The sequence below is a fragment of the Comamonas thiooxydans genome (assembly GCF_000964545.1).
In the GTDB taxonomy this organism is placed as follows: domain Bacteria; phylum Pseudomonadota; class Gammaproteobacteria; order Burkholderiales; family Burkholderiaceae_C; genus Comamonas; species Comamonas thiooxydans.
The window spans coordinates 390,592-412,803 of record NZ_BBVD01000005.1 but is presented as its reverse complement, the minus strand read 5'-3'; the positions used below and the strand labels follow the sequence as shown (position 1 = coordinate 412,803).

General features: G+C 63.1%; 20 protein-coding genes and 1 tRNA gene. 6 read left to right on the top strand and 15 right to left on the bottom strand.

Translation table 11 applies throughout. From position 1 onward, the window contains the following. Positions 1–35: 35 nt before the first annotated feature. The 3 genes from Cth01_RS09370 to mfd form a co-directional block, all read right to left on the bottom strand. Positions 36–1,058, bottom strand: coding sequence for a Bug family tripartite tricarboxylate transporter substrate binding protein (locus Cth01_RS09370; protein WP_045839018.1), 1,023 nt, complete (start codon positions 1,056–1,058; stop codon positions 36–38). A 181-nt stretch (positions 1,059–1,239) separates the two neighbouring features. Further along, on the bottom strand, positions 1,240–1,911 hold the full coding sequence (locus tag Cth01_RS09365; RefSeq protein ID WP_034407906.1) for a hypothetical protein: 672 nt from the start codon (positions 1,909–1,911) through the stop codon (positions 1,240–1,242). 90 nt (positions 1,912–2,001) lie between these two features. Beyond that, complete coding sequence (mfd, locus tag Cth01_RS09360; RefSeq protein ID WP_045839017.1) at positions 2,002–5,493, bottom strand: transcription-repair coupling factor; 3,492 nt, start codon at positions 5,491–5,493, stop codon at positions 2,002–2,004. A gap of 276 nt (positions 5,494–5,769) precedes the next feature. Between mfd and ispD the strand changes: the two genes are divergently transcribed. Both ispD and ispF read left to right on the top strand, forming a co-directional pair. Beyond that, the gene (gene ispD, locus Cth01_RS09355) at positions 5,770–6,537 is read left to right on the top strand and encodes a 2-C-methyl-D-erythritol 4-phosphate cytidylyltransferase (RefSeq protein WP_045839016.1); all 768 of its coding nucleotides are present in this window, start codon (positions 5,770–5,772) and stop codon (positions 6,535–6,537) included. 122 nt (positions 6,538–6,659) lie between these two features. Further along, positions 6,660–7,142 carry a 2-C-methyl-D-erythritol 2,4-cyclodiphosphate synthase gene (ispF, locus tag Cth01_RS09350; RefSeq protein WP_034377511.1) on the top strand — a complete coding sequence of 161 codons (483 nt, stop codon included), beginning with the start codon at positions 6,660–6,662 and terminating at the stop codon, positions 7,140–7,142. 34 nt (positions 7,143–7,176) lie between these two features. Here ispF and Cth01_RS09345 read toward each other — a convergent pair whose 3' ends face one another. From Cth01_RS09345 to ompR, 3 genes are all read right to left on the bottom strand, one after another. Further along, on the bottom strand, positions 7,177–7,572 hold the full coding sequence (locus tag Cth01_RS09345; protein ID WP_045839015.1) for a GFA family protein: 396 nt from the start codon (positions 7,570–7,572) through the stop codon (positions 7,177–7,179). Between the two features lie 60 nt (positions 7,573–7,632). After that, positions 7,633–9,135, bottom strand: a complete 1,503-nt coding sequence (locus Cth01_RS09340) for a sensor histidine kinase family protein (RefSeq protein WP_012838069.1) — start codon at positions 9,133–9,135, stop codon at positions 7,633–7,635. A 188-nt stretch (positions 9,136–9,323) separates the two neighbouring features. After that, positions 9,324–10,055 (bottom strand): osmolarity response regulator transcription factor OmpR, encoded by a 732-nt coding sequence (gene ompR / locus Cth01_RS09335; RefSeq protein WP_003055820.1) that lies wholly within the window; start codon positions 10,053–10,055, stop codon positions 9,324–9,326. 313 nt (positions 10,056–10,368) lie between these two features. Between ompR and Cth01_RS09330 the strand changes: the two genes are divergently transcribed. Further along, positions 10,369–11,118 (top strand): SIMPL domain-containing protein, encoded by a 750-nt coding sequence (locus tag Cth01_RS09330; protein WP_045839014.1) that lies wholly within the window; start codon positions 10,369–10,371, stop codon positions 11,116–11,118. Between the two features lie 144 nt (positions 11,119–11,262). Here the strand turns inward: Cth01_RS09330 and Cth01_RS09325 are convergent, their stop codons facing one another. Further along, positions 11,263–12,045 carry a 3-hydroxybutyrate dehydrogenase gene (locus Cth01_RS09325; RefSeq protein ID WP_034377544.1) on the bottom strand — a complete coding sequence of 261 codons (783 nt, stop codon included), beginning with the start codon at positions 12,043–12,045 and terminating at the stop codon, positions 11,263–11,265. Positions 12,046–12,121: 76 nt separating this feature from the next. On the opposite strand from Cth01_RS09325, the gene Cth01_RS09320 reads away from it, so the two are divergent. The 3 genes from Cth01_RS09320 to Cth01_RS09310 all read left to right on the top strand — a co-directional run bounded on the left by Cth01_RS09320 (position 12,122) and on the right by Cth01_RS09310 (position 15,549). Continuing rightward, entirely contained in the window at positions 12,122–13,138 is a 1,017-nt protein-coding gene (locus tag Cth01_RS09320) for an alpha/beta fold hydrolase (RefSeq protein ID WP_174447046.1), read from the top strand. After that, positions 13,135–15,366: a RelA/SpoT family protein gene (locus tag Cth01_RS09315; RefSeq protein ID WP_034392478.1), complete on the top strand. Its 2,232-nt coding sequence runs from the start codon at positions 13,135–13,137 to the stop codon at positions 15,364–15,366. The genes Cth01_RS09320 and Cth01_RS09315 overlap by 4 nt, the downstream gene beginning before the upstream one ends. 106 nt (positions 15,367–15,472) lie before the next feature. Continuing rightward, positions 15,473–15,549 (top strand) — tRNA-Val (locus Cth01_RS09310). Positions 15,550–15,888: 339 nt separating this feature from the next. Here the strand turns inward: Cth01_RS09310 and ccmI are convergent. Genes ccmI through ccmB form a run of 8 tightly spaced genes read right to left on the bottom strand, consistent with a single transcriptional unit; the run spans position 15,889 to position 22,159 of the window. After that, entirely contained in the window at positions 15,889–17,160 is a 1,272-nt protein-coding gene (gene ccmI / locus Cth01_RS09305) for a c-type cytochrome biogenesis protein CcmI (RefSeq protein WP_034351926.1), read from the bottom strand. Then, positions 17,157–17,630 carry a cytochrome c-type biogenesis protein gene (locus Cth01_RS09300; protein ID WP_045839013.1) on the bottom strand — a complete coding sequence of 158 codons (474 nt, stop codon included), beginning with the start codon at positions 17,628–17,630 and terminating at the stop codon, positions 17,157–17,159. The genes ccmI and Cth01_RS09300 overlap by 4 nt, the downstream gene beginning before the upstream one ends. Continuing rightward, positions 17,627–18,145 (bottom strand): DsbE family thiol:disulfide interchange protein, encoded by a 519-nt coding sequence (locus tag Cth01_RS09295; RefSeq protein WP_034351930.1) that lies wholly within the window; start codon positions 18,143–18,145, stop codon positions 17,627–17,629. The genes Cth01_RS09300 and Cth01_RS09295 overlap by 4 nt, the downstream gene beginning before the upstream one ends. Beyond that, positions 18,145–20,151, bottom strand: a complete 2,007-nt coding sequence (locus Cth01_RS09290; protein WP_045839012.1) for a heme lyase CcmF/NrfE family subunit — start codon at positions 20,149–20,151, stop codon at positions 18,145–18,147. The genes Cth01_RS09295 and Cth01_RS09290 overlap by 1 nt, the downstream gene beginning before the upstream one ends. Next, entirely contained in the window at positions 20,148–20,660 is a 513-nt protein-coding gene (gene ccmE, locus Cth01_RS09285; RefSeq protein ID WP_045839011.1) for a cytochrome c maturation protein CcmE, read from the bottom strand. The genes Cth01_RS09290 and ccmE overlap by 4 nt, the downstream gene beginning before the upstream one ends. Then, a complete protein-coding gene (gene ccmD, locus Cth01_RS09280) occupies positions 20,657–20,800 on the bottom strand; it encodes a heme exporter protein CcmD (protein WP_012838106.1) in 144 nt (47 codons plus the stop codon). The genes ccmE and ccmD overlap by 4 nt, the downstream gene beginning before the upstream one ends. Continuing rightward, a complete protein-coding gene (gene ccmC / locus Cth01_RS09275; protein WP_197577693.1) occupies positions 20,800–21,561 on the bottom strand; it encodes a heme ABC transporter permease CcmC in 762 nt (253 codons plus the stop codon). The genes ccmD and ccmC overlap by 1 nt, the downstream gene beginning before the upstream one ends. Before the next feature lies 1 nt (position 21,562). Continuing rightward, positions 21,563–22,159, bottom strand: a complete 597-nt coding sequence (gene ccmB / locus Cth01_RS09270; RefSeq protein WP_045839152.1) for a heme exporter protein CcmB — start codon at positions 22,157–22,159, stop codon at positions 21,563–21,565. Positions 22,160–22,212 lie beyond the last annotated feature (53 nt).

The following is a 22,212-nucleotide window of genomic DNA, read 5'->3' as shown; positions in this document are numbered from 1 at the left end:
AGGAGTCTGCCCCCTGGTGCTGCTTGGGGCGGCGCCTACTGCGGCTGAATGCCGGCGGCCTTGACCAGTTCTGCATGCAGTCTGATGTCCTGGGCCACGGTCTGCCTGAGCTGCTCGGGCGTCGATGGCGCGACTTCCATGCCGTTTTCACCCAGCTTGGTCTTGATCTCGCTGTCCAGTGCAAGGCGCACGGCGCGGTTGAGCTTGTCGATCACGGGCTGCGGCGTCTTGGCCGGGGCGAACAGGCCGACCCAGGCAGAGAGGTTGAGGTCGGCAAAACCACCTTCCGCCATGGTCGGGGTGTTGGGCAGCATGGCCGCGCGCCTGGGCGCCATCAGCGCCAGGGCATGCAGCTTGCCGGCCTGGATATGAGGCAGGGCTTCAGGCAGCACGGCAAACAGCATGTCCACATTGCCCGCCAGCGTGTCGTTGACGGCTGGCGCGCCGCCTTTGTAGGGCACGTGCAGCATCTTGGCCAGGGTACGCGTCTCGAACATCAGCGCGGCCAGGTGCTGGGGGCTGCCGTCGCCGGATGAGGCAAAGGTCAGCTTGCCCGGTGCAGCCTTGGCTGCCGCCACCACGGCAGCCACACTGGGGAATTTCTGCCTGTCCTTGACCACCAGCACCATGGGCTGATTCACCAGCTTGCTGATGGGCGCGAAGTCGGTCTCGGGGTCATAGGGAAGGGATTTGAAAATGCTCTTGTTGGTGGTCAGGAATGAGGCCGGCGAGACCATCAGCGTATAGCCGTCCGGGGCGGAGCGTGCCACGGCCGGTGTGCCGATCTGGCCCGAGGCACCGGCGCGGTTGTCCACCACAAAAGGCTGCTTGAGTTCGCTGGCCAGCTTTTGACTCACGACTCGGGCAATCATGTCGGCGCTGCCTCCGGCGGGCAGGGCGACTATGACCTTGACCGCGCGCTCGGGATAGGTGTCCTGTGCCTGCGCCGTGGCGGCAAAGCCTGCCGCCACGGCGCAGGCCAGTGCGGGGCGAGCCATGGCATGAGCGGCATGGCGAATTTTGCGGTTAGCGATATTGCGGACGGGTTGGAGCAGCATGCGATCCCTCTCTTTCTCAAGATATGCACCAGCTTGGTGATGGCTGCAGTGCGATAGCCCGATGATGAGCAAGCCCTGTGCCAGTTGCCTTGGCGTTTTGCCGGATGGGAAAGATGCGGTTTGCGCAGTTGCCGGGAAAGTGGCAGAGCTGAAGTGGCAGAGCTGATGCGCCTCGACGGCCTCAGCTTTCAGGATTGCCAGGCGGCTGCAGATATATGGCATCCGACCAGGTGGCCACCCAGTGCGGGCGAAAGACTACGAACACCGCCGTCAGCATGCCGGTGGTCACGCCATCGGCCCAGGCCATGAGCCAGCGGGCCATGCGCGAGAGGTCTTCGTTGACATTGGGCAGCACATGGCCTGCCCATTGACCGACCAGAGATGCGACAAACAGACACAGAACTGTGCCCAAAAAGCCGCGCAAAAGAATGAATACAAAAATGTTGTGCCAGCACCAGCGGCGCACTGCCACACCCCAGAGCATGGCCAGCGTAGCCGGCACCAGACCTTGCCAGACCACCATGCCAAGGGCTTCCTCCAGTCCCAAGCCAGGAGCCAGTGCAAAAGCTATGGCGCCCACCGAGAGCAGCACGGGTACTGCAAGCGGCCAGCCTATCAAAAGTACGACCAGCGGTGCACCAGACCAGCGCAGCTGCAGCGGCATCTGGTGCAGCGCAGGCAGCGCCCAGACCCAGGGCAGCAGCACCAGAATGGCCAGCAGCGGCGTGATCAGAGGCGACAGTATCGGGTCATGCATGCCGCCGGGGCCGGCTCGGCTGCCCAGCATGCGCCAGGGGCGGCAGAGCAGGGCCAGCAACAGGGCCAGCAGGGCAATGGCGGCTTCAAGAAACATGGGAGCTAGGCAGATCAGGTTCTGCCGCCATCTTGCACCGTCTGCATCGGTAGGGCCTCAATAGCCCTGCTGGCTTTGTCAGCAGCCCTGTCAGGCATGAATGGCAGTTTCGTTCTTGAGCGGCTGACCCAGGCTGCGCAGCACATCGCGCACCATCTGGGCACGGTCCTTGGGGTTCTCCAGTTCTTTTTCGATGCGCAGCTTCTCGTTGCCCGCCAGCTTGATGTGCTTGTTCTTCTGGATCAGGTGAATGATGTTCATGGGATCGATCGGCGGCTGGGGCTTGAAGCTGATGTTGATCACGCCAGGAGCGGCATCGACCTTGACCACGCCATAGGGCTGGCTCAGCACGCGCAGGCGGTGCACGTCGATCAGGGTCTGGGCCTGGGGTGGCAGCTTGCCGAAACGATCCACGATCTCCTCAAGCAGGGTATCGATCTGATCGGCCGTCTTGGCCGTGGCCAGCTTCTTGTAGAACGACAGGCGCAGATGCACGTCGCCGCAGTAGTCGTTGGGCAGCAGGGCCGGGGCATGCAGATTGATGTCGGTGGATGCCGATAGCGGCGAGAGCAGATCGGGCTCCTTGCCGGCCTTGAGGCTGCGCACGGCCTCGGACAGCATCTCGTTATAGAGCTGAAAGCCCACTTCCATCATATTGCCGCTCTGGTTTTCGCCCAGCACCTCGCCGGCGCCACGGATTTCCAGGTCATGCATGGCCAGATAGAAGCCCGAGCCCAGCTCCTCCATCTGCTGGATGGCCTCCAGTCGCTGCTGGGCCTGCTTGGTCAGGCCGTCCAGGTCCGGCACCATCAGATAGGCATAGGCCTGATGGTGGCTGCGTCCCACGCGGCCACGCAGCTGGTGCAGCTGCGCCAGGCCGAACTTGTCGGCGCGGCTGATGAGAATGGTGTTGGCCGATGGCACGTCGATGCCGGTCTCGATGATGGTCGAGCACAGCAGGATGTTGTAGCGCTGGGCCACGAAATCGCGCATCACACGCTCCAGCTCGCGCTCGGGCATCTGGCCGTGGGCCACGGCGATGCGGGCCTCTGGCAGGATTTCCTCCAGCTTTTGCTTGCGGTTCTCTATGGTCTCGACCTCGTTGTGCAGGAAGTAGATCTGTCCGCCCCGCTTGAGCTCGCGCAGCACGGCTTCGCGAATCACGCCCGTGCCCTCGTTGCGCACAAAGGTCTTGATGGCCAGACGCCGCTGCGGCGCCGTGGCAATCACCGACAGATCGCGCAGCCCCTCCAGCGCCATGCCCATGGTGCGCGGAATCGGGGTGGCTGTCAGCGTCAGCACATCGACCTCGGCACGCATGGCCTTCATGGCCTCTTTGTGGCGCACGCCAAAGCGGTGTTCCTCGTCGATGATGAGCAGGCCCAGGTTCTTGAACTGCGTGGATTCGGACAGCAGCTTGTGCGTGCCGACAACGATATCCACCGTACCGTCCGAGATGCCCTTGATGGCTGCCGTGATCTCCTTGCCCGAGCGAAAGCGCGACACCTCGGCCACCTTGATCGGCCATTTGGAGAAGCGGTCCACCAGGGTCTGGTAATGCTGCTCGGCCAGAAGCGTGGTGGGGGCGAGGAAGGCGACCTGCTTGCCGCCCATGGCTGCCACAAAGGCCGCACGCAGCGCGACCTCGGTCTTGCCGAAGCCCACATCGCCACAGACCAGGCGGTCCATGGGCTGGGGGCTGATCATGTCCTGCACCACGGCGTGGATGGCGGCGCGCTGGTCGGCCGTTTCCTCGAAGCCGAAGTCGGCCACAAACTGCTCGTAGTCGGCCGTGGGGAAGCGGAAGGCATGGCCCTGGCGCGCGGCGCGGCGGGCATAGATATTGAGCAGCTCGGCGGCTGAGTCGCGCACCTGTTCGGCGGCTTTGCGCTTGGCTTTTTCCCATTGCGTGCCGCCCAGCTTGTGCAGCGGCGCATCGTCGGGCGAGACGCCGGTGTAGCGGCTGATCAGGTGCAACTGGCTGACGGGTACATAGAGCACGGCATCGGCCGCATATTCCAGATGCAGAAACTCCTGCAGTGCTGGCGTGCCGTCAGTGTTCTTCTGGCCCATGTCCATATTGATCAGCCCGCGATAGCGGCCTATGCCGTGGTCGGCATGAACGATGGGGTCGCCCACCTTGAGCTCGGACAGGTCCTTGATCAGGGCCTCCACATCGCTGACCTGCTCCTGGCGGCGGCGACGGCGGCCTGTGGGGCTGCTGGCGAACAGCTCGGTTTCGGTGACGAAGTCCAGGCCTTCCTCGACCCACGCAAAGCCCGTCATCAGGCTGGAGGTGGCGATGCCGACCTTTTCCGTGGCATCGGCCTGGAACTCGGCCAGCGAATCGAACACGGGCGGGTTGACACCCGAGGCACGGAAAAAGTCGAGCAGGCTCTCGCGCCTGCCATCGGATTCGGCCAGAAGCAAGACCCGGCTTGCGCTGGATGCTATATGTTTTTGCAGCTTGGCCAGCGGGTCATCGGCTCCGCGCAGCACGGAAAGGTCTTCGAGCTTCTGGAAGATGGCGCTGTCGGCCACATCTTCGGTGCCCGGGCGCAAGGCCAGCTGGGCATGCTCCTTGCTGCGGGTATAGAACTGGTCGGCGCTGAGAAACAGCGTCTCGGGCGGCAGCGCCGGGTGGTCGGGGTCGCCCTGCACCAGGCGGTAGCGGTCCTTGGTATCCTGCCAGAAGCGCTGGAAGGCCGGCTCCAGATCCCCATGCAGCACCACGGTGGCCTCATCGCCCAGATAGTCGAAGACCGTGGCCGTCTCGTCAAAGAACAGCGGCAGGTAGTACTCGATGCCGGCCGTGGCAATGCCGGCACCCATGTCCTTGTAGATGCGGCTGCGCGTGGGGTCGCCTTCGAGCAGCTCGCGCCAGCGGCTGCGGAACTTGGCGCGCGCCTCTTCGTCCATAGGGAATTCGCGGCCTGGCAGCAGGCGCACCTCGGGCACGGGGTAGAGGCTGCGTTGCGTGTCGGGGTCGAAGGTGCGGATGGAGTCGATCTCGTCGTCGAACAGATCCACGCGGTAGGGCTGGAGCGAGCCCATGGGGAACAGATCGATCAGGCCGCCGCGCACCGCGTATTCGCCATGGCTGACCACCTGGGACACATGCTGGTAGCCCGCCAGCGTGAGCTGGGCCTTGAGCTTGGCTTCGTCCAGCTTCTGGCCCTGCTTGAATTCAAAGGTATAGCCGGCCAGAAACGAGGGCGGAGCCAGGCGATAAAGGGCCGTGGTGGCGGGCACGATGACCACATCGGCGCCATGCTGCTTGTCGCGCTGGTTGATACGCCACAGTGTGGCCAGGCGCTCGCTGATCAGATCCTGGTGCGGCGAGAAGCTGTCGTAGGGCAGGGTTTCCCAGTCGGGGAACAATGCACAGCGCAGCTCGGGGGCGAAGAAGGCCATCTCTTCCATGAGACGGTGGGCGTCGGCGGCATCGGCCGTGACGATGGCAGTGACCCGGCCGTCTTGCTTTTCGCGCTCGCCTAGCCTGGCCAGCAGCAGCGCGTCGGCGCTGCCAACTGGACGGGGCAGGTGAAAGCGTTTACCGGGGGTGAGCTTAGGCAGTTGCATGGTTTTTCACAGACGAACGCAGGCAGCGGCGCGCAGGCGCGGGCTGGATGCAAAAAAACGGGGACAGATTAAATGCGGGCGAGTCCGGCCATCAAAGGCAGGGCTCACAGCCCAATCAGCGCGTAGCTGATGGTTGGCGGCGCATTCACTCAAAATGGGGACACCTCAAGGCGATGCAAGCCGAAAGCAGGTCGTCGATGGATCTCACGGGCTTTCGGACGAAACGGTGATTTTAAAATACTGTGCATGACAGATCGGTTTTTCTCGCCTGAGTCCATGACGGACGACAAGGCAAACGCTGCGGCGGCTTCATCGCCTGCATCTGCGCCCCGCTGCTGGGGGCTGATTCCCTGCGCGGGCGTCGGTCTGCGCGCCATTGCCGCAGACTCCCCGGCCCCCGAGCTGCCCAAGCAATATCAGATGGTTGCCGGCCAGCCCATGGTCATGCACACGCTGGACGCCATGTTGGCGGTGCAGCGCATCCACCGTGTGCTGCTGGTGGTCTCTGCTTCCGATGGCTTCTGGCAGGAGCGCGCCACGGACGCCCGGCTCGGCATTGCTGCCTGTGGCGGAGCCACCCGTGCCGAGACCGTGAGCAACGGCCTGCAGGAGTTGCTGCGCATGGGAGCCAGCGCCGAGGACTGGGTGCTGGTGCATGACGCGGCGCGCTGTCTGGTCGCATCGGCGCAGGTCAATGCCTTGATCGATGCCTGCATGCCCGATGCCGTGGGGGGGCTGCTGGCGCTGAAGCTGCCCGACACCCTCAAGCAGCAGGCCGCAGGCGCGGGTCCGGCGCGTGTGGCGCAGACGGTGGAGCGCAGCGACAAATGGCTGGCTCAGACGCCGCAGATGTTCCGTATCGCAGCCTTGCTGGCTGCGCTGCAGGCGGCGGGCGCTGCCGTGACCGACGAAGCCAGCGCCATGGAACTGGCCGGTCACTCACCGAGACTGGTGCCGGGCGGTGCGCAGAACTTCAAGGTGACCTACCCCGACGACTTTGCGCTGGCCGAGGCGGTGCTGCTGCAGCGCAAGGCGCGTGGCTAGACGGATTCGCCATCGGCAGGGCTTGGCGACGGGCAAGTCCGTGTCCGAGCCGGATTGGCGCAGATGGTATTTAATTTGATAGCTGCTTGCGCTTTATGAGCAAGGGTTTGACAAGGATTTTTATGAATTTTCGTATTGGTGAAGGCTGGGATGTACATGCGCTGGTGCCAGGTCGCAAGCTGATTCTCGGCGGTGTCGAAGTGCCTCATAGCCTGGGGCTGCTCGGCCATTCTGATGCCGACGTGCTGCTGCATGCAATCACCGATGCCCTGTTCGGCGCCGCGGCGCTGGGCGATATCGGCCGCCATTTCTCGGATACCGACGCGCAGTTCAAGGGGGCGGACTCCGCCGTGCTGCTGGCCGAGGCTGCCAGGCGCGTGCGCGCCAAGGGCTTCGAGATCGGCAATATCGACAGCACCATCGTGGCCCAGGCGCCCAAGCTGGCACCCCATATCGAGAAGATGCGCGAGCGCATTGCCCAGGTGCTGGGGCTGGATGTGGAGCAGGTCAACGTCAAGGCCAAGACGGCCGAGAAGCTGGGGCCTGTGGGTCAGCAGCAGGCCATGGAGGCTCGTGCCGTGGCCTTGCTGGTACGGACAGCCTAGTCTCGTTCGCCGCAATGGCCGCTGCGAAAGCCGGTCAGGAATCGCTGTAGAGGGCTTGCACCTCGGCCCCGGTCAGGGTCGGGGTGTCGTTGGCCAGCGCGTAGTAGCCGGGCTTCTCGTCGATATAGATCTGCTGCGCCAGTTTCAGTCCCTGGGCGTCCTGAAACAGCCCGGCAGACAGAAAATGCTCGTTGCTTGCCAGCAGGCGGTAGAAGAGGTGGGTGCCGCAGCTGCTGCAAAAAGCCCGCTCCGCCCAGGGCGAGGAGGCATAGCGCGTGACGGGGCCGCTGGTCTGCACCGCCGTGCCGCCATGCAGGGTGAAGGCTGGGCCTTCTCCCCAGCGCCGGCACATGCTGCAGTGGCAGACATGAACTTCGTGGGTGTCGGGCGCGGTGACGAGAACGGCTTTGCACAGGCATCGGGCTTGCATGGTGAGCTCTCCGGCAGATGGTTGAAAGGCGATGCCGATTGTGCAATGAGGTGGGCAGATTCAGTCTTCCACGGTCTCATCGTCTTTCTTGTCGCGCGGCAGATTGCGCTTGACCTGGGGACGCTGCAGGCGCTGTTCGGGCGCTGCACCGGCCGTCACACCCATGGCGCGCTGCAGCTGCAGATGGGCGACCAGACCGCCTGTCGATGAATTGGACAGGGCAAACATGCCGCCCATGCGCTGCACCGTCTTGTCCACGATGGACAGACCCAGGCCTGCACCTGCGGCCGCCGTGCGCGCCGTGTCGCCGCGGAAGAAGGGTTGGGTCAGATTGGCCAGTTGCTCGGCCGGAACGCCCTTGCCATGGTCGCGGATGCGGATGACCACCCATTTTTCGCTTTCCTTGGCAACCACATCCACCTCGGTGGTGTCGGTGGACGGGGTCTTGCCATAGCGGCGTGCATTCTCAAAGAGGTTGGAGATGACGCGCGCCAGCTCCACCTCATCGGCCATGACGTAGAGGTCTTCGGGCACGTTCATGGTGATCTGCAGCTCACGGTGGTCCTGCACGGCATAGACGCAGGAGGCAACCACGGCGTGCAGATCCACGGGGCTGAGCATGACGCGATGATCGGGGCGGGCGTAATCCAGGAATTTGTCGATGGTGGCGTCCAGTTGAACGATGTCGGCCACCATGTGCTCGCGCGCCACATCGTCATAGACGCTCATCTCGGTCTCCAGACGCAGCCGCGCCAGCGGCGTGCGCAGGTCGTGGGAGATGCCGGCCAGCATCACGGCGCGGTCCTGCTCCAGCTTGGCCAGCTTCTGCGCCATGCGGTTGAAGCCGATATTGACTTCGCGGATTTCGCTGGTCACGGCTTCCTCGTCGAGCTGGCTGGCGTCGAAGTCGCCCTCCCGCACGCGATTGGCTGCATAGGACAGTTGTTTGAGTGGCCGGTTGATCAGGCGGGCGATGGCGGCCGCGCCGATGAGCGAGAGCAGGGCGGCCGTGATCAGCCAGATCAGCCAGGTCTGGCCGCTGGCGGGAGTGAAGCGCGACTGGTCCATCAGCATCCAGTTGCGATCGCCGTTGATGGTGAAGCCAACCCACAGGCCGGGCTCTCCGTTGACGCTGCGCGCCACCACGGTGCCGTAGCCAAGGCGTGTGGTCAGTTCCTCGGTCAGCTTCTGGCCAAGGGCGTTTTGCTCCAGCAGCTCGAAGGAGTCGCCGGGCTCGCGGGGCAGAATGCGCACGCCTTCCTGGTCGGCCATGGTCTTGATCAGGGAGACGCGGTTGATCGCATCCGAATGCTCGAGGGCAGCGCGGCTCAGGTTGACCAAAGAGGCCACTTGCTTGGCCGTTTGCAGCGTGCGCGGCTCGAAATCCAGTGCCCGCAGTGTCTGCAGCCAGGCCAGAATGCTGCCCACCAGCAGCAGGGCCAGCAGGCAGAAAGTACGCCAGAACAGGTTCAGCCCCACAGGGGAGCGAGCTGTGCTGCGCCGCTCGTACTCCAGAGGTACGGGGCTGGTGGCGTCGGGCGGCGGATGGTGAAAAGCGCTCATGAACAGCAATGCGGAAATAACTGGACCCGAGGGTACGCCCAATATGGGCGACACGGGTTACGGTTTGTCCAAAAAGTGTCTATCTACTGGTGGTTGTTGAAAGAGCTTGACTTATGGGCCCTATGGACCGCTACCCAAGCGCAACAAGCCGCGCAGCGGGCGGCTTGTTGCGATGGAGGCGGGCAGAATCAGTTCATGCCATCGGGTACGAACACATAGCCCACGCCCCAGACGGTCTGGATATAGCGTGGAGCGGCAGCGTCTTCCTCGATCAGCTTGCGCAGGCGGGAAACCTGCACGTCCAGGCTGCGGTCGAACGGCTCGAATTCGCGGCCACGGGCCAGCAGGGCCAGTTTTTCGCGCGACAGAGGCTGGCGCGGGTGGCGCACCAGGGCCTTGAGCATGGCGAATTCGCCGGTGGTGAGTGGCAACTCCTCGCCATTCTTTTGCAGCACGCGAGTGCCCAGGTCGAAGGTGAAGGGGCCAAAGGTCACCACCTCGTTGTCGCCTGAAGGCGCGCCCGGTGCTTCCTGAGGCGGACGGCGGCGCAGCACGGCATGGATGCGGGCCAGCAGCTCGCGGGGGTTGAAGGGCTTGCCCAGATAGTCGTCGGCGCCCACTTCCAGGCCCACGATGCGGTCCACATCCTCGCCCTTGGCGGTCAGCATGATGATGGGAGTGCGGTCGTTGGCGGAGCGCAGGCGGCGGCAAATGGACAGGCCATCCTCGCCGGGCATCATCAGATCCAGCACGATCAGGTCGACAGTCTCGCGCAGCAGGATGCGGTTGAGCGCCTTGCCGTCCTCGGCAATCATGATCTCGAAGCCTTCCTGCGTCAGATAGCGGCGCAGCAGGTCGCGGATGCGTGCATCGTCATCCACCACGAGGATCTTGTCAGTACGGTTGTTCGTCGTTGCCATGATCGTCCTTGTCGATTTATTTGTAACTGGCCCATTGTTATCGCTAGATCAAAAAAATCCAGCAAAACAAGGTCAAGTCTTGCTACTTGTTACGATTGTTGCGTTTATTAATGGAACAATAAATGTTTCATGAGGAACTTTTCAAGAGTATTTTGCACTATTGTTTCAGTGTTTGTTCTGTTGGTGTGTCGAATGTGGAGTATTCGTACATAAAGTCACACTCTGGGCTGACATGCTGCGCTGCAGCGACTTTGCGCAATGGTGAAATGCATGTGTATCTGCATGGCCTGATTTACTTACAAGGGTGAACCGCATGAATCAATTTTCCAAGTCTTCCTCTTCCTCTCGCGCCGCGGCTGCCGTACTTGCGCTGGCTGCGGCCTGCGCTGGCGGCAATGTATGGGCCCAGGGCGCCGCGCGTGACATGCATAGACCTGCCAATGTGGTGCAGCTGTCGGCTCAGGGAACCGTGGAGGTCAAGCAGGACTGGATGACGGCAACCCTGTCGGCCAGCAAGGATGGCCGCGATGCCGCGTCCGTTCAGTCCCAGCTGCAAAAGATCGTGGAGTCCGCCATGACCACGCTGCGTAACGATGCGCAAGGTCGGCAGATGGAATTGAGCACCGGTAATTTCTCCATCTCGCCGCGTTATGGCAACAACGGCAAGATCGAAGGCTGGCAGGGCCAAGCAGAGATCGTGCTGCAGGGGCGCGACTTCGTGCGCATCACTCAGGCAGCGGCCAAGGTGCAGGACATGACGCTGGCCAGCATGAGCTTCGGCCTCTCGCGCGAAGCACGGGAAAAGGTGGAGGGCGAAGCCCAGGCCAAGGCGATCGAGAGCTTCCGCCAGCGTGCTGCGGCCATCTCCAAGAGCTTCGGTTTTGCGGGCTACAGCCTGCGCGAGGTCAATGTGAGCAGCAGCGGCGGCGGCGGGCATCCCATGCCTCGCCCGCGCATGATGAGCATGGCCAAGGCCAGCTATGCGGATGCCGCACCCGTTCCGGTGGAGGCGGATCGCACCGAGGTGACAGTCAGCGTCGGTGGCTCGATTCAGATGCAGTGATCGGATCCGCGCGGCGTGTATAAAAAAGGAGCAGCTTGCGCTGCTCCTTTTTGATTTTCATCATGATTTGATGCTGAATATGTTTTCTGGCAAGCGCTAGATGCTATCTAATTGATAGACGCATGCGCTGGAGCCGAGCGGCTTTTATTGTGCGGCCCAGCCGCCGTCCATATTCCATGCCACGCCGCGCACATTGTTGGCCGCGGCCGAGCAGAAGAAGACGGCCAGCTCGCCTAGCTCTTCGGGCGTGGTGAACTGCATCGAAGGCTCTTTCTCTCCCAGCAGCTGCCTGGTGGCGTCTTCATTGCTGATGCCTTGGGCGGCAGCCTTCGCGTCCACCTGCTTTTGTACCAGCGGCGTGAGCACCCAGCCGGGGCAGATGGCGTTGCAGGTCACGCCGGTGGTGGCGTTTTCCAGCGCCGTTACCTTGGTCAGGCCGACGATGCCGTGCTTGGCGGCGACATAGGCCGATTTTTCGGCCGAGCCCACCAGCCCGTGTACCGAGGCCACATTGATGATGCGGCCCCAGTTGGCCTGCTGCATGGCGGGCAGGGCCAGGCGCGTGGTGTGGAAGGCGCTGCTCAGGTTGATGGCGAGGATGGCATCCCACTTCTCCACGGGGAAGTCCTGCACCTTGGCCACATGCTGAATGCCGGCGTTGTTGACCAGGATGTCGACGCGGCCGAATTCGGCGGCGGCGTATTTCATCATGGCTTCAATGTCGGTGGCCTTGCTCATGTCCGCTCCGTGGTAGCCGACTTCGATACCGGCTGCTTTGCCGGCATCAAGCACCTGGGCGCGTGGTGCTTCGACATCGCCAAAGCCGTTGAGCACGATATTGGCACCCTGGCGTGCCAGAGCGATTGCGATACCTAGGCCGATTCCGCTGGTCGATCCCGTCACGAGAGCGGTTTTGCCTTTCAACATGGACATACAAGGTCTCCGAATGAATTACGATGCGACGACAGCCATTATCGGCCCCGGTCTTGAAAACGCGTTCTCCATGAATCAACCTACGCTGAATTACGTATCGTGTCCCGGAGCCTCTGCAACGGCTCCCACCTGGGCCAGTGCTCAGCGCCGCCAACAGGTCGAGGCTCAGCCCGAGGGAACGCACCGCATGGCGTACTGGGAATGGAACCATACCGGCAATCCAAGACATCCTCATGTCATCGTCTGCGTGCACGGCCTCTCACGCCAGGGGCGAGACTTTGATGTGCTGGCCGCCGAGCTCAGCCGTTTTGCCCGCGTGATCTGCCCCGATGTGGTGGGGCGCGGCGAAAGCGACTGGCTGGCCGACCCCATGGGTTATCAGCTGCCGTTGTATGCGGCCGATATGTTGGCGCTGCTGGCCCAGTTGCATGCTCAGGCACCGATTGAAACCCTGGACTGGGTCGGTACCAGCATGGGTGGCTTGATCGGGATGGGTGTCGTGGGGCAGCCCGGTCTGCCGCTGCCGGTGCCTGTTCGGCGGCTGGTGCTCAACGACGTAGGGCCGGCGATTGAATGGGAGTCGCTGGAACGAATCGGCTCCTATGTCGGAAAAGGCTTGCAGTTTCCCAACTTTGAGAGCGCTGCTGCTGCCATGCGCTTGATTTCCGAGGGATTCGGCCCACATAGCGATGAGCAATGGAGCCGGCTCTCGCAAGCCATGATCAAGCCAGATGCCCAAGGGGGTGTGGTGCTGCATTACGACCCCCGTATTGCAATGCCCATGGCACAGATGACGCGCGAGACTGCTCAGGCCGGTGAGGCCTTGCTCTGGCAGCTTTACGACCAGATCAAGGCACAGGTATTGCTTATCAGAGGGGCCGAGTCCGATCTGCTTTCCAGCCGTACCGCCAAGGCCATGACCGAGCGTGGCCCCAGGGCGCATTGCACGGAACTGCAGGGCGTGGGACATGCTCCAACGTTGGTAGTGCCGGGGCAAGTGGCGTTGATACAAAAGTTTTTACAAGGGGATAAGGGTTTGCCTGCGAACATCAGTCTTGCGCAGCAGGCCCAAGAGGAAGCTGCATGAAGACCAGCGATACCGTAACCACAGTTTCTGACGCCGTACCCAAGCTCACGGAGCCTACGCCGCATCTGATTACCGCCACATCCGAGGTTTTGCCCGATCAAGTCAATGCGCTGGTGCGCGCCCGTGCCTTTGCAGAACCTCTGATTGCCGGCGAAGTCATGGAGACCGGTGAAAACACCCTGACCCATGCCGACGCCGTTGCCGCCATCCTCAAGAAAATCGGTGGCTCGGAAACCATGCAGGCGGCCATTTATCTGGTGCATGCCAGCGTGCACCTGAACAAGCCGCAGGAAGTGATTGCCAAGGCGTTTGGAGACAATTTTGCGACCCTGGCGGTCGAAACCATCAAACTCATCCGGGTGCAGCAGCAGGCGCGAGACGCCGAGCTGAGCAGCCAGCATGTCGATGGCGTGGCCACCCAGACCGAGAACGTGCGCAAGATGCTGCTGGGCTTTTCGCGCGATCTGCGCGTGGTGCTGCTGCGCCTGGCGTCGCGCCTGCAGACGCTGCGCTACTACGCGGCTGAGAAGAGTCCGGTTTCACCCAGCATCGCGCGCGAAGCTCTCTATGTCTTTGCGCCGCTGGCCAACCGTCTGGGAATCTGGCAGATCAAATGGGAGCTCGAAGATCTGGCTTTCCGTTTTCTGGAGCCCGATACCTATCGCCAGATCGCGCGTCTGCTCGACGAAAAGCGGGTCGAGCGCGAAGCCTATATGGAGCAGATGCGTGCGCGGCTCGAGGCCGACTTGCGCGCCCACAGCATCAGCGCCTCCGTTCAGGGGCGTCCCAAGCACATATACAGCATCGTCAAGAAGATGCGCGGCAAGTCGCTGAGCTTTGACCAGCTGTTCGATATCCGTGCCATGCGCGTCATCGTGCCTACGGTCAAGGACTGCTATGCAGCCCTGTCCTGGGTGCATGAGCAATTCACACCGCTGGAAAAGGAGTTCGACGACTACATCGCCAAACCCAAGCCCAACGGTTATCAGTCTCTGCACACGGTGGTGCGCGATGAAACCGGCCGCACCATAGAGATCCAGATCCGCACCCAGGCCATGCACGACCATGCCGAGCATGGCGTGGCCGCGCACTGGGCTTACAAGGAAGCCGGCACCAAAGGCTATGCGGGCGTGTCTGCGTCCAGCGAATATGACGCCAAGATCGCCGTGCTGCGCCAGTTGCTGGCCTGGGGCAGCGACCTGACGGGCTCGGCCCAGCGTGGTCTGTTTGAAGATCGCATCTATGTGCTGACTCCCGATGCGGCCGTGATCGAGCTGCCGCAAGGGGCCACGCCGGTGGACTTCGCCTACTCGGTGCACACCAGCCTGGGCCATCGTTGCCGTGGTGCGCGTGTGGACGGGGCCATGGTGCCGCTGAACACCGCTCTGGAAAGCGGCCAGACGGTAGAGATCAACACGGCCAAGGAAGACCGCCCCTCCCGCGACTGGCTCAATGCCGAGCTGGGTTATCTGGTCAGCAACCGCGCCAAGGCCAAGGTGCGCGCCTGGTTCAATGCCCAGGCTACGCATGAAACCGTCTCGCGCGGGCGCGAGGCCGTTGAAAAGCTGCTGCAGCGCGAAGGCAAGACGGCGATCAAGCTTGAAGAGCTGGCGGCACAGCTGGGCTTCAAGTCTGCCGATGCACTGTTTGAAGTCGTGGGCAAGGACGAGTATTCACTGCGCAATATCGAAGTCGTGCTGCGTCCCAGTGAAGAAACGCCAGAGGAAGATGCATTCACGCCGGTGCGCAAGGCGCGTGGGCATGACTCGTCGCGAGGTGGAGTGCTGGTGGTGGGCGTCGATTCGCTCATGACCCAGCTCGCCAAATGCTGCAAGCCGGCTCCTCCGGACGAGATCGGCGGCTTTGTGACCCGTGGCAAGGGCGTGAGCGTTCACCGCTGCGATTGCTCGAATTTCCGCGAGATGATGGCCAAGAGCCCGGAGCGTGTCATCGAGGTCGACTGGGGCACCCCCAAGCATGTGGACAAGGGTGGACCGGTTTACCCTGTGGACGTTGCGGTGGAGGCGGCCGACCGTCAAGGCTTGCTGCGCGATATCTCGGACGTGTTTGCACGCGAGAAGACCAATGTCATCGGAGTGCAGACCCAGTCCGTCAAGGGGACGGCATGGATGACGTTCACGGTGGAAGTGGCAGATTCGGGTCGTCTCAACAAGGTACTTGGCATCGTCGCCAGTGTCTCCGGCGTTCGCTCGGCCAGAAGGCGTTGATGTAAGTCCCGATTGCGCACTGACAGTGCTCGATGACAAGAAAATGTTAGCTCTCAAAAAATGAGTGAAAAACCCGTGCTACAATTGCTTCATCGAACAGAACAACAGGCGCGTAGCTCAGCTGGTTAGAGCACCACCTTGACATGGTGGGGGTCGTTGGTTCGAGTCCAATCGCGCCTACCAAACTTGCAGACGAAACCAGAGTTTGCAACAGAAAATGCCCGCTGAAAAGCGGGCATTTTTGTTTTGTCGGTATGAAGCCAGCCGTTAGCGGAAAACGGCATTCAAACAGACATTTTGTCGCAGCTGTCGGTTGATTTCTGCCAGTGTCCAGATCGCGCATCCTGATCACCGTCCAGAGCGGAGTCGTGGTTCAGGATTGAGCCGCCCCTCGCAATATAGCGGCTCTTGACTCCGTATTCCGATTCGCTGTCACAGCACATGCATGACGGCTCAATGCCTGCACCAGAGATGCAATAACGCACGTTGTCTGCCTGGCTGCTTTCAGTCGAGACACACTTGCTAGAAAGCCGGATTCAATTCCAGCAGCAAGTTCGAGGAGCCGGGAGTCACCGAGAGCGACTGGCTGTAGATATCTCCTGCTCGTGGCATGGCTTGGCCGTCCAGCGACAGCCGCGCCTGCAAACGTAGCTCCGGGAATGACGACAGCGAAACTGCAGGATCGAGCAGGTTCTCCGGTCCCAGCGTGAAATGTGTCGGCAGGGCGGTCGCAGGCAGGCGCAGCACTGCCACAGGCCGGGGGTGACCGTCGGCGCGAGCCACGACAAAGACTTGAGCCTTGGCCAACCGGGACAGTTCAGATGGATTGGCCTTGGAGGCTGCCCATCGCAATTCTCCGCTCAGGCGGCTCTTGGATGCGGCCGCAGTTTTGGCAGTGATGCTCGAGCTGTCTTCAGACGCCAAAGCCTCCAGCTTGAGCAGGTCGTCCTGCACGCGCAGCGCCATGTCCGATCCGGGCTCTAGCTGCGCCAGCAGGGCCCGCCAATGCTTGCCCGCCTCATCCAGCTGGCCATGGCGCACGGCGGCACTGCCGGCAAGGGCCAGCGCCTTGGGTTGGCTCGGCTGCAACTGCAGTGCCTGGGCGATGGCCTTGCCGGCCTCGCCATCCAGATCACCGCCCTGGGCCGATGCCAGCGCGTCGGCCAGATCGGCCCATAACCTCGCCTGGACTTCCTCATCCATCGCGCTACGCCGCGCCTCCTGCAAAGCCTGCCGGTATGCCTGGGCCGCAGCGTCAAATAGCTCCAGAGTCTCATAGGAGCGGGCCAGCATCACCCAGCCAGGCAGGTTCCGGGGTTGTTCCTCAAGACGCCGGGCCAGCCCATCCACCATGGCCTGCACTTGCGTATCGCCCGCGCCGTCTCCGTGCGCGTCGGGCTGCTCCTGCGCCAGCTGCGCCGCAGCCTTTGGGTCACCCACCTGCAGGTACAAAGCGAACGCGGCGACAGGGAGCAGCACCGCCAACAACAGCGCGCTGCTACGGCGCAGCCATGGACTTTGGCGCCAGGCGACTGATGCTCGGGGTCTGTCCAGTTCTCTGAGCAGACGCCGCTGCAGTTCTTCGACCGCTTGAGCGTGGTCGGTCTCGCTCAGGCGCCCCCCTGAGCGCTCCAGCTTCAGCTCGGTCAACTGGGCCTGGTAGAGGCGGCGCAGCGCTTCATCAGGATCGCTGGCGGGCGATGGGGCCTCGGCCAGCAGAGGCGGCAGTAGTACAGCCAGGCTCAGAAGCATCAGGGCGGTGGCACCCAGCCACAACCAGTGCATGGCGCTCATTGGCGTTCCTCCTTCGAGGTCGTGTCCAGCCATTGACGTGCACGGTCCCGTTGCTGCGGAGTGAGTGGCTCGTCCGGCATGCTCCTTTGGCGCAGTGTGCGCCGCAGCAGGACAAAGCCGCCCAGCGCGGCAAGGAACGGGCTGCTCCACAGCAACCAGGTCGATGGCTTCCAGGGCGGGTTGTAGCGCACAAAGGAGCCATAGCGCTGTTCGAAGAAGTTGATCACCTGCTCATTGCTATGGCCCTGCTCGAGCTGGTTGCGGATCTCGCGGCGCATGTCCTCGGCCATGGGGGCACGCGATTCGGCCACGGTCTGGTTCTGGCAGACGACACAGCGAAGCTGAGCGGCCAGCGCCATTTCACGATCCAGCAGTTCCTGGTCCCGAGCGGTCTGCCCGGCCTGGGCCAGCATTGCCATGCAGGCCAGCAAGGCCGCTGTGAAGGCAGCGCCGATACTTCGCGGTTTCATTGCAGACTCCTGATGACCGGCAGCAGCCGATCGCGCCATATCTCTGCGGTTACCGGGCCTACGTGGCGATAGCGCACGCGGCCCTGGCTGTCGATGACAAAGGTTTCCGGCACTCCCTGGATGCCGAAGTCCATGCCCACGCGGCCATCGCCGTCGATGGCTGAAGCTCGGTAGGGGTTGCCCGCCACCCGCAGCAGCGCGCGAGCCTTGTCCGGCTGATCCTTGTAGTTCAGGCCGTAGACGGCGACCGCGTCGCGCTTCGAGAGTTCGGCCAATACGGGTAGCTCCTGCCGGCAGGGGGCGCACCATGAGGCCCAGACATTGAGCAACCAGGCCCGGCCTCGCAGGTCCTGCAGATGCAGGACTTGCTGCTGATCTTCGAGCAGAGGGCGGTCTATGGCCGGTGCGGGCTGTTCCAGCAGCGCCGAAGGCAGGGCCCGTGGGTCACGCTGCAGGCCAAGCCCGAGCATGATGGCCAGGCCTAAAAATATTGCCAGGGGCAGGACAAAGCGCATCAGACAGCTCCTTGCAGGGCCGGAGCGCCGGACTGGCGATGCGCTCGCTGCTTGGCTGTACGAAAGCGCCGGTCCATAAGGCTCAGGCCCGCGCCCAGCGCCATCATCAGCGTGCCTATCCAGACCCAGTCCATGAAAGGCTTGACCTGTAGGCGCACGGTCCAGCGCAGGCCTTGATCGTCCAGTGGATCGCCCAGGGCCACGAAAACGTCGCGTGTCCAGCCGCTGTCAATGGCGGCCTGGCTCAGCGCCATGCCCTGGGCGCGGTAAACCCGCTTCTCGGGAAACATGCTCCAGCTGTCCTGCCCCGCTCGACTGACAGTGAATTGGGCACGCTGCGCGTCATAGTTGGGGCCGGCTGTCGGACCAAGGCTGTCGAAGCGGAAGCGGTAGCCACCCGCCTCGGCAGTCTCACCCTGCGCCAGCGTGGTTTCGTGCCGGCTCTCCAGCCCGTCGGCCAGGCTTACCGCCAGCACGAACACGCCCGCACCGGCATGGGCCATCAGCATGCCCCACCAGCCCCAGGGCTGGCGCGAAAGGCGCTGGCCCAGATTGCTGATTTCCAGGCCTTGCCCCAGGCGCTGCCAGATATGGGCCAGTGTGCTGAGCAGGCACCACAGGCCCAGGGCTAGGCCCAGCAAGGTGGCCGGGGACAGGCGCACACCCATCCAGCCGCCTGCCAGTGCCAGCACTGCCGAGCAGGCAAGGCTCAGCACGAGGGCCACGCGAAGGCGCCGCCACAGCTCGCCAACCAGGCTGCTCTTCCAGCGCGCCACCGTGCCCACGCCCATCAGGGCCAGGGCCGGCAGCACCAAAGGCAAAAAGACGGCCTGGAAGTACGGCGGCCCCACGGAGATCTTCTCGCCGCTCAGCACATCGAGCGCCAGCGGGTACAGCGTGCCTATAAGTACCGCCAGCGCGGCAGCGGTGAAGAGCACGTTGTTGATCAGCAAAAAGGTTTCGCGCGAGAGCATGGCAAATTCCCCGGAGCCGCGGCCCAGCTCCGGTGCGCGCCAGGCGAACAGCCACAGCGATGCTCCCACCACAGCCACGATGAAGCACAGGATGAAGAGCCCCCGCCCTGGGTCCACGGCAAAGGCATGAACCGAGGTAAGCACGCCTGAGCGCACGAGAAAGGTACCCAGCAGGCTCAGCGAAAATGCGCAGATGGCCAGCAGGGCCGACCAGCTGCGGAAGGCACCGCGCTGGTCGGTCACGATCAGCGAATGAAGCAGGGCCGTACCCACCAGCCAGGGCATGAAAGAGGCGTTTTCCACCGGGTCCCAGAACCACCAGCCGCCCCAGCCCAGTACGTAATAGGCCCAGGCGCTGCCCAGCAGAATGCCCAGTGTGAGAAAGCCCCAGGCCGCCAGCGTCCAGGAACGCGACCAGCGCGCCCAGGCTGCACCCAGCTCGCCCGAGATCAGTGCCGCAAGTGCGAACGCAAAGGGCACGGCAAAGCCCACATAGCCCATGTACAGCAGCGGCGGATGCAGCACCATGCCGGGATCCTGCAGCAAGGGGTTGAGGTCCTTGCCTTGCGCTGCCGCCGGGATCAGGCGTGCAAACGGGTTGGAGAGAAACAGCAGGAACAGCAGCAGGCCCACGCTGATCCATCCCAGCACCGCGAGCACGCGCGCCACGAAGGCCGGCGGCAGGTCTCGGCTGCGCCAGGCCACCGCCAGGGTCCAGCCCGAGAGCATGAGCTGCCACAGCAGCATGGAGCCTTCATGACCACCCCAGAACGCTGCCAGCTTGTAGGCCATGGGCAGGTCGCTATGCGAATTGGCCGCCACATACAGCACCGAGAAGTCTCCGCGCCAGAAGCACCAGAACAGGCTGGCCGAAGACAGCACGCACAACGCGCATAGCAAAAAGGCTGCGGGCCGGGCTAGCCTTACCCAGCCCGCCAGTCCCCAGTGGGCACCGGCCAGCGGCAGCACCGCCAGCAGCACTGCCGTAACCAGGGCCAGTACCAGGGCGAACACGCCAAGTTCAGCGATCATGTGCGGCCTCCGCTGGAGACGGCACCGGCGCTGTCCTGGCCGGCTTCCCTGACGGTGGCGTCGTCGGCAGACTTCTCCGACGGCTTGCCGGCGGCGTTTTTCAATGCATGGGCCGCTTCGGGCGGCATGTAGTTCTCGTCGTGCTTGGCCAGCACCTCGGAGGCCTGGAAGGCACCGTCCGCCTGCATACGGCCCGATACCACCACACCTTTGCCCTCGCGGAACAGGTCGGGCAGCAATCCTCGATACTGCACAGGCACACTGCGCACTTCATCAGTCACGGCAAAGCGCAGCAGCATTCCGTCGCCGCTGCGCTGCAGTGAGCCAGGCTCCACAAGGCCTCCCAGGCGAAAGGCCGCACCATGCGGAACCTCACCCGCATGAACCTGGCTGGGGCTGTAGAAGAACATCACATTGGAGTTGAGCGCTCGCAGCACCAGCGTGACGGCTGCGGCCATCAGCGCAAGTCCTGCCAACACCCACAGCAGGCGACGCTGGCGCGGCTTCATGGGTTCTCCCTGGCTTCGAGTCCGGACGCGGCTTCAGCCTTCAGGCGACGGCTGCGCACAAAGATGCTGACCAGCTCGATACCCAGCGCCATCGCGCTCACACCGTAGGCCAGAGCAATGAAAAAAGCATGATCCTGCATTACAGACTCTCCTCGCGGGCTCGCTCCAGAATCAGGCAACGTGCCCGTACTAGGGCGACGGCCAGCGTATAGGCCCAGCAGGCCAGCGCCATCAGCAGCATGCCGGCCAGCATGGTGTGTGTCATGCTGGGAGCTGTATCCATGCGGATACTCGCACCCTGATGCAGGGTGCTCCACCACTGAACCGAGAAATAGATGATGGGAACATTGACCACGCCAGCAAGCAGCACGATGGCGCCAGCGCCATCGGCCCGACGCGAATCCTCTATGGCCGAGACCATGGCCATATAGCCCAGATACAGGAACAGCAGGATCAGCTCCGACGTCAGGCGGGCATCCCATACCCACCAGGCTCCCCAGGTAGGCTTGCCCCAGGCAGCCCCGGTCCACAAGGCGATGGCTGTGAACAAGGCTCCCGTGGGGGCCAGGGCCCTTGCCAGCAGGGGGGAGAGACGGGTGCCGTAAATCAACCCCAGGGCAGCATGGAGCGCTGCCACCAGATAGATGAACATGGACATCCAGGCGGCCGGCACATGCAAAAAGATGATGCGGTAGACCTCGCCCTGTTGGTGATCCGTAGGTGCCAGTCCAAATCCGACCCATAGACCCGCAGCAGCCAGCACGGCAGCCAGCACGGCCATCCAGGGCCAGACTCGACCCGCCCAGTGGTAAAAAATCGGGGGCGAGGTCAGTTGGCGCCATTTGCGGCCGCTGGACCCTGCCGCAGGCGTCGGTGATGCATTGGAAGTAAGGGAATTCATATCACTCCAGCGCGAGGCGCAAGGCCGCTGCTATAGCCCAGGGGCCGGCCAGTAACGCCAGGCACAGGCAGGCCCCCAGCAGATTGAGAGCAGGCGCTGCACTCAGCCCTTGCTGCGCCTGGGCCACGGCATGGCTGCCAAAGATCAGGATGGGCACGCTCAGCGGCAGCACCACCAGAGCCAGCAGCAACTGCCCCCGCACACCCAGTGTCAGTGCTGCGCCCAGAGCCGCCAGCAGGCACAGGCTGGGCGTTCCCAGGGCCAGCGATGCCAGCAGAATGCTGACCACCGTCCCATCCAGGCCGTACTGCCAACCCAGCAAGGGAGCCACCAGCAACAATGGCAACACACCCAGCAACCAGTGCGTGGCCACCTTGAGGCCCACCAGCAGCGAAAGGGGCGCAGGCGCCAGCAACCATTGCTCCAGCGACCCGTCGGCCATGTCGCTCTCGAACAGCCGGTGCTGCCCCAGCAGCACGGCCAGCAAGGCCGCGACCCACACAATGCCCGGCGCAATCTGCCTCAGCAGGGGGGCGTCCGGCCCCAAAGCCAAGGGGAAAAGACTGCCCACCAGCACGAAAAAGAACAGCCCGCCCAAGGCATCGGAAGGCCTTCGAGCGGCCAATTTCAACTCTCTTGCGCACACAGCTC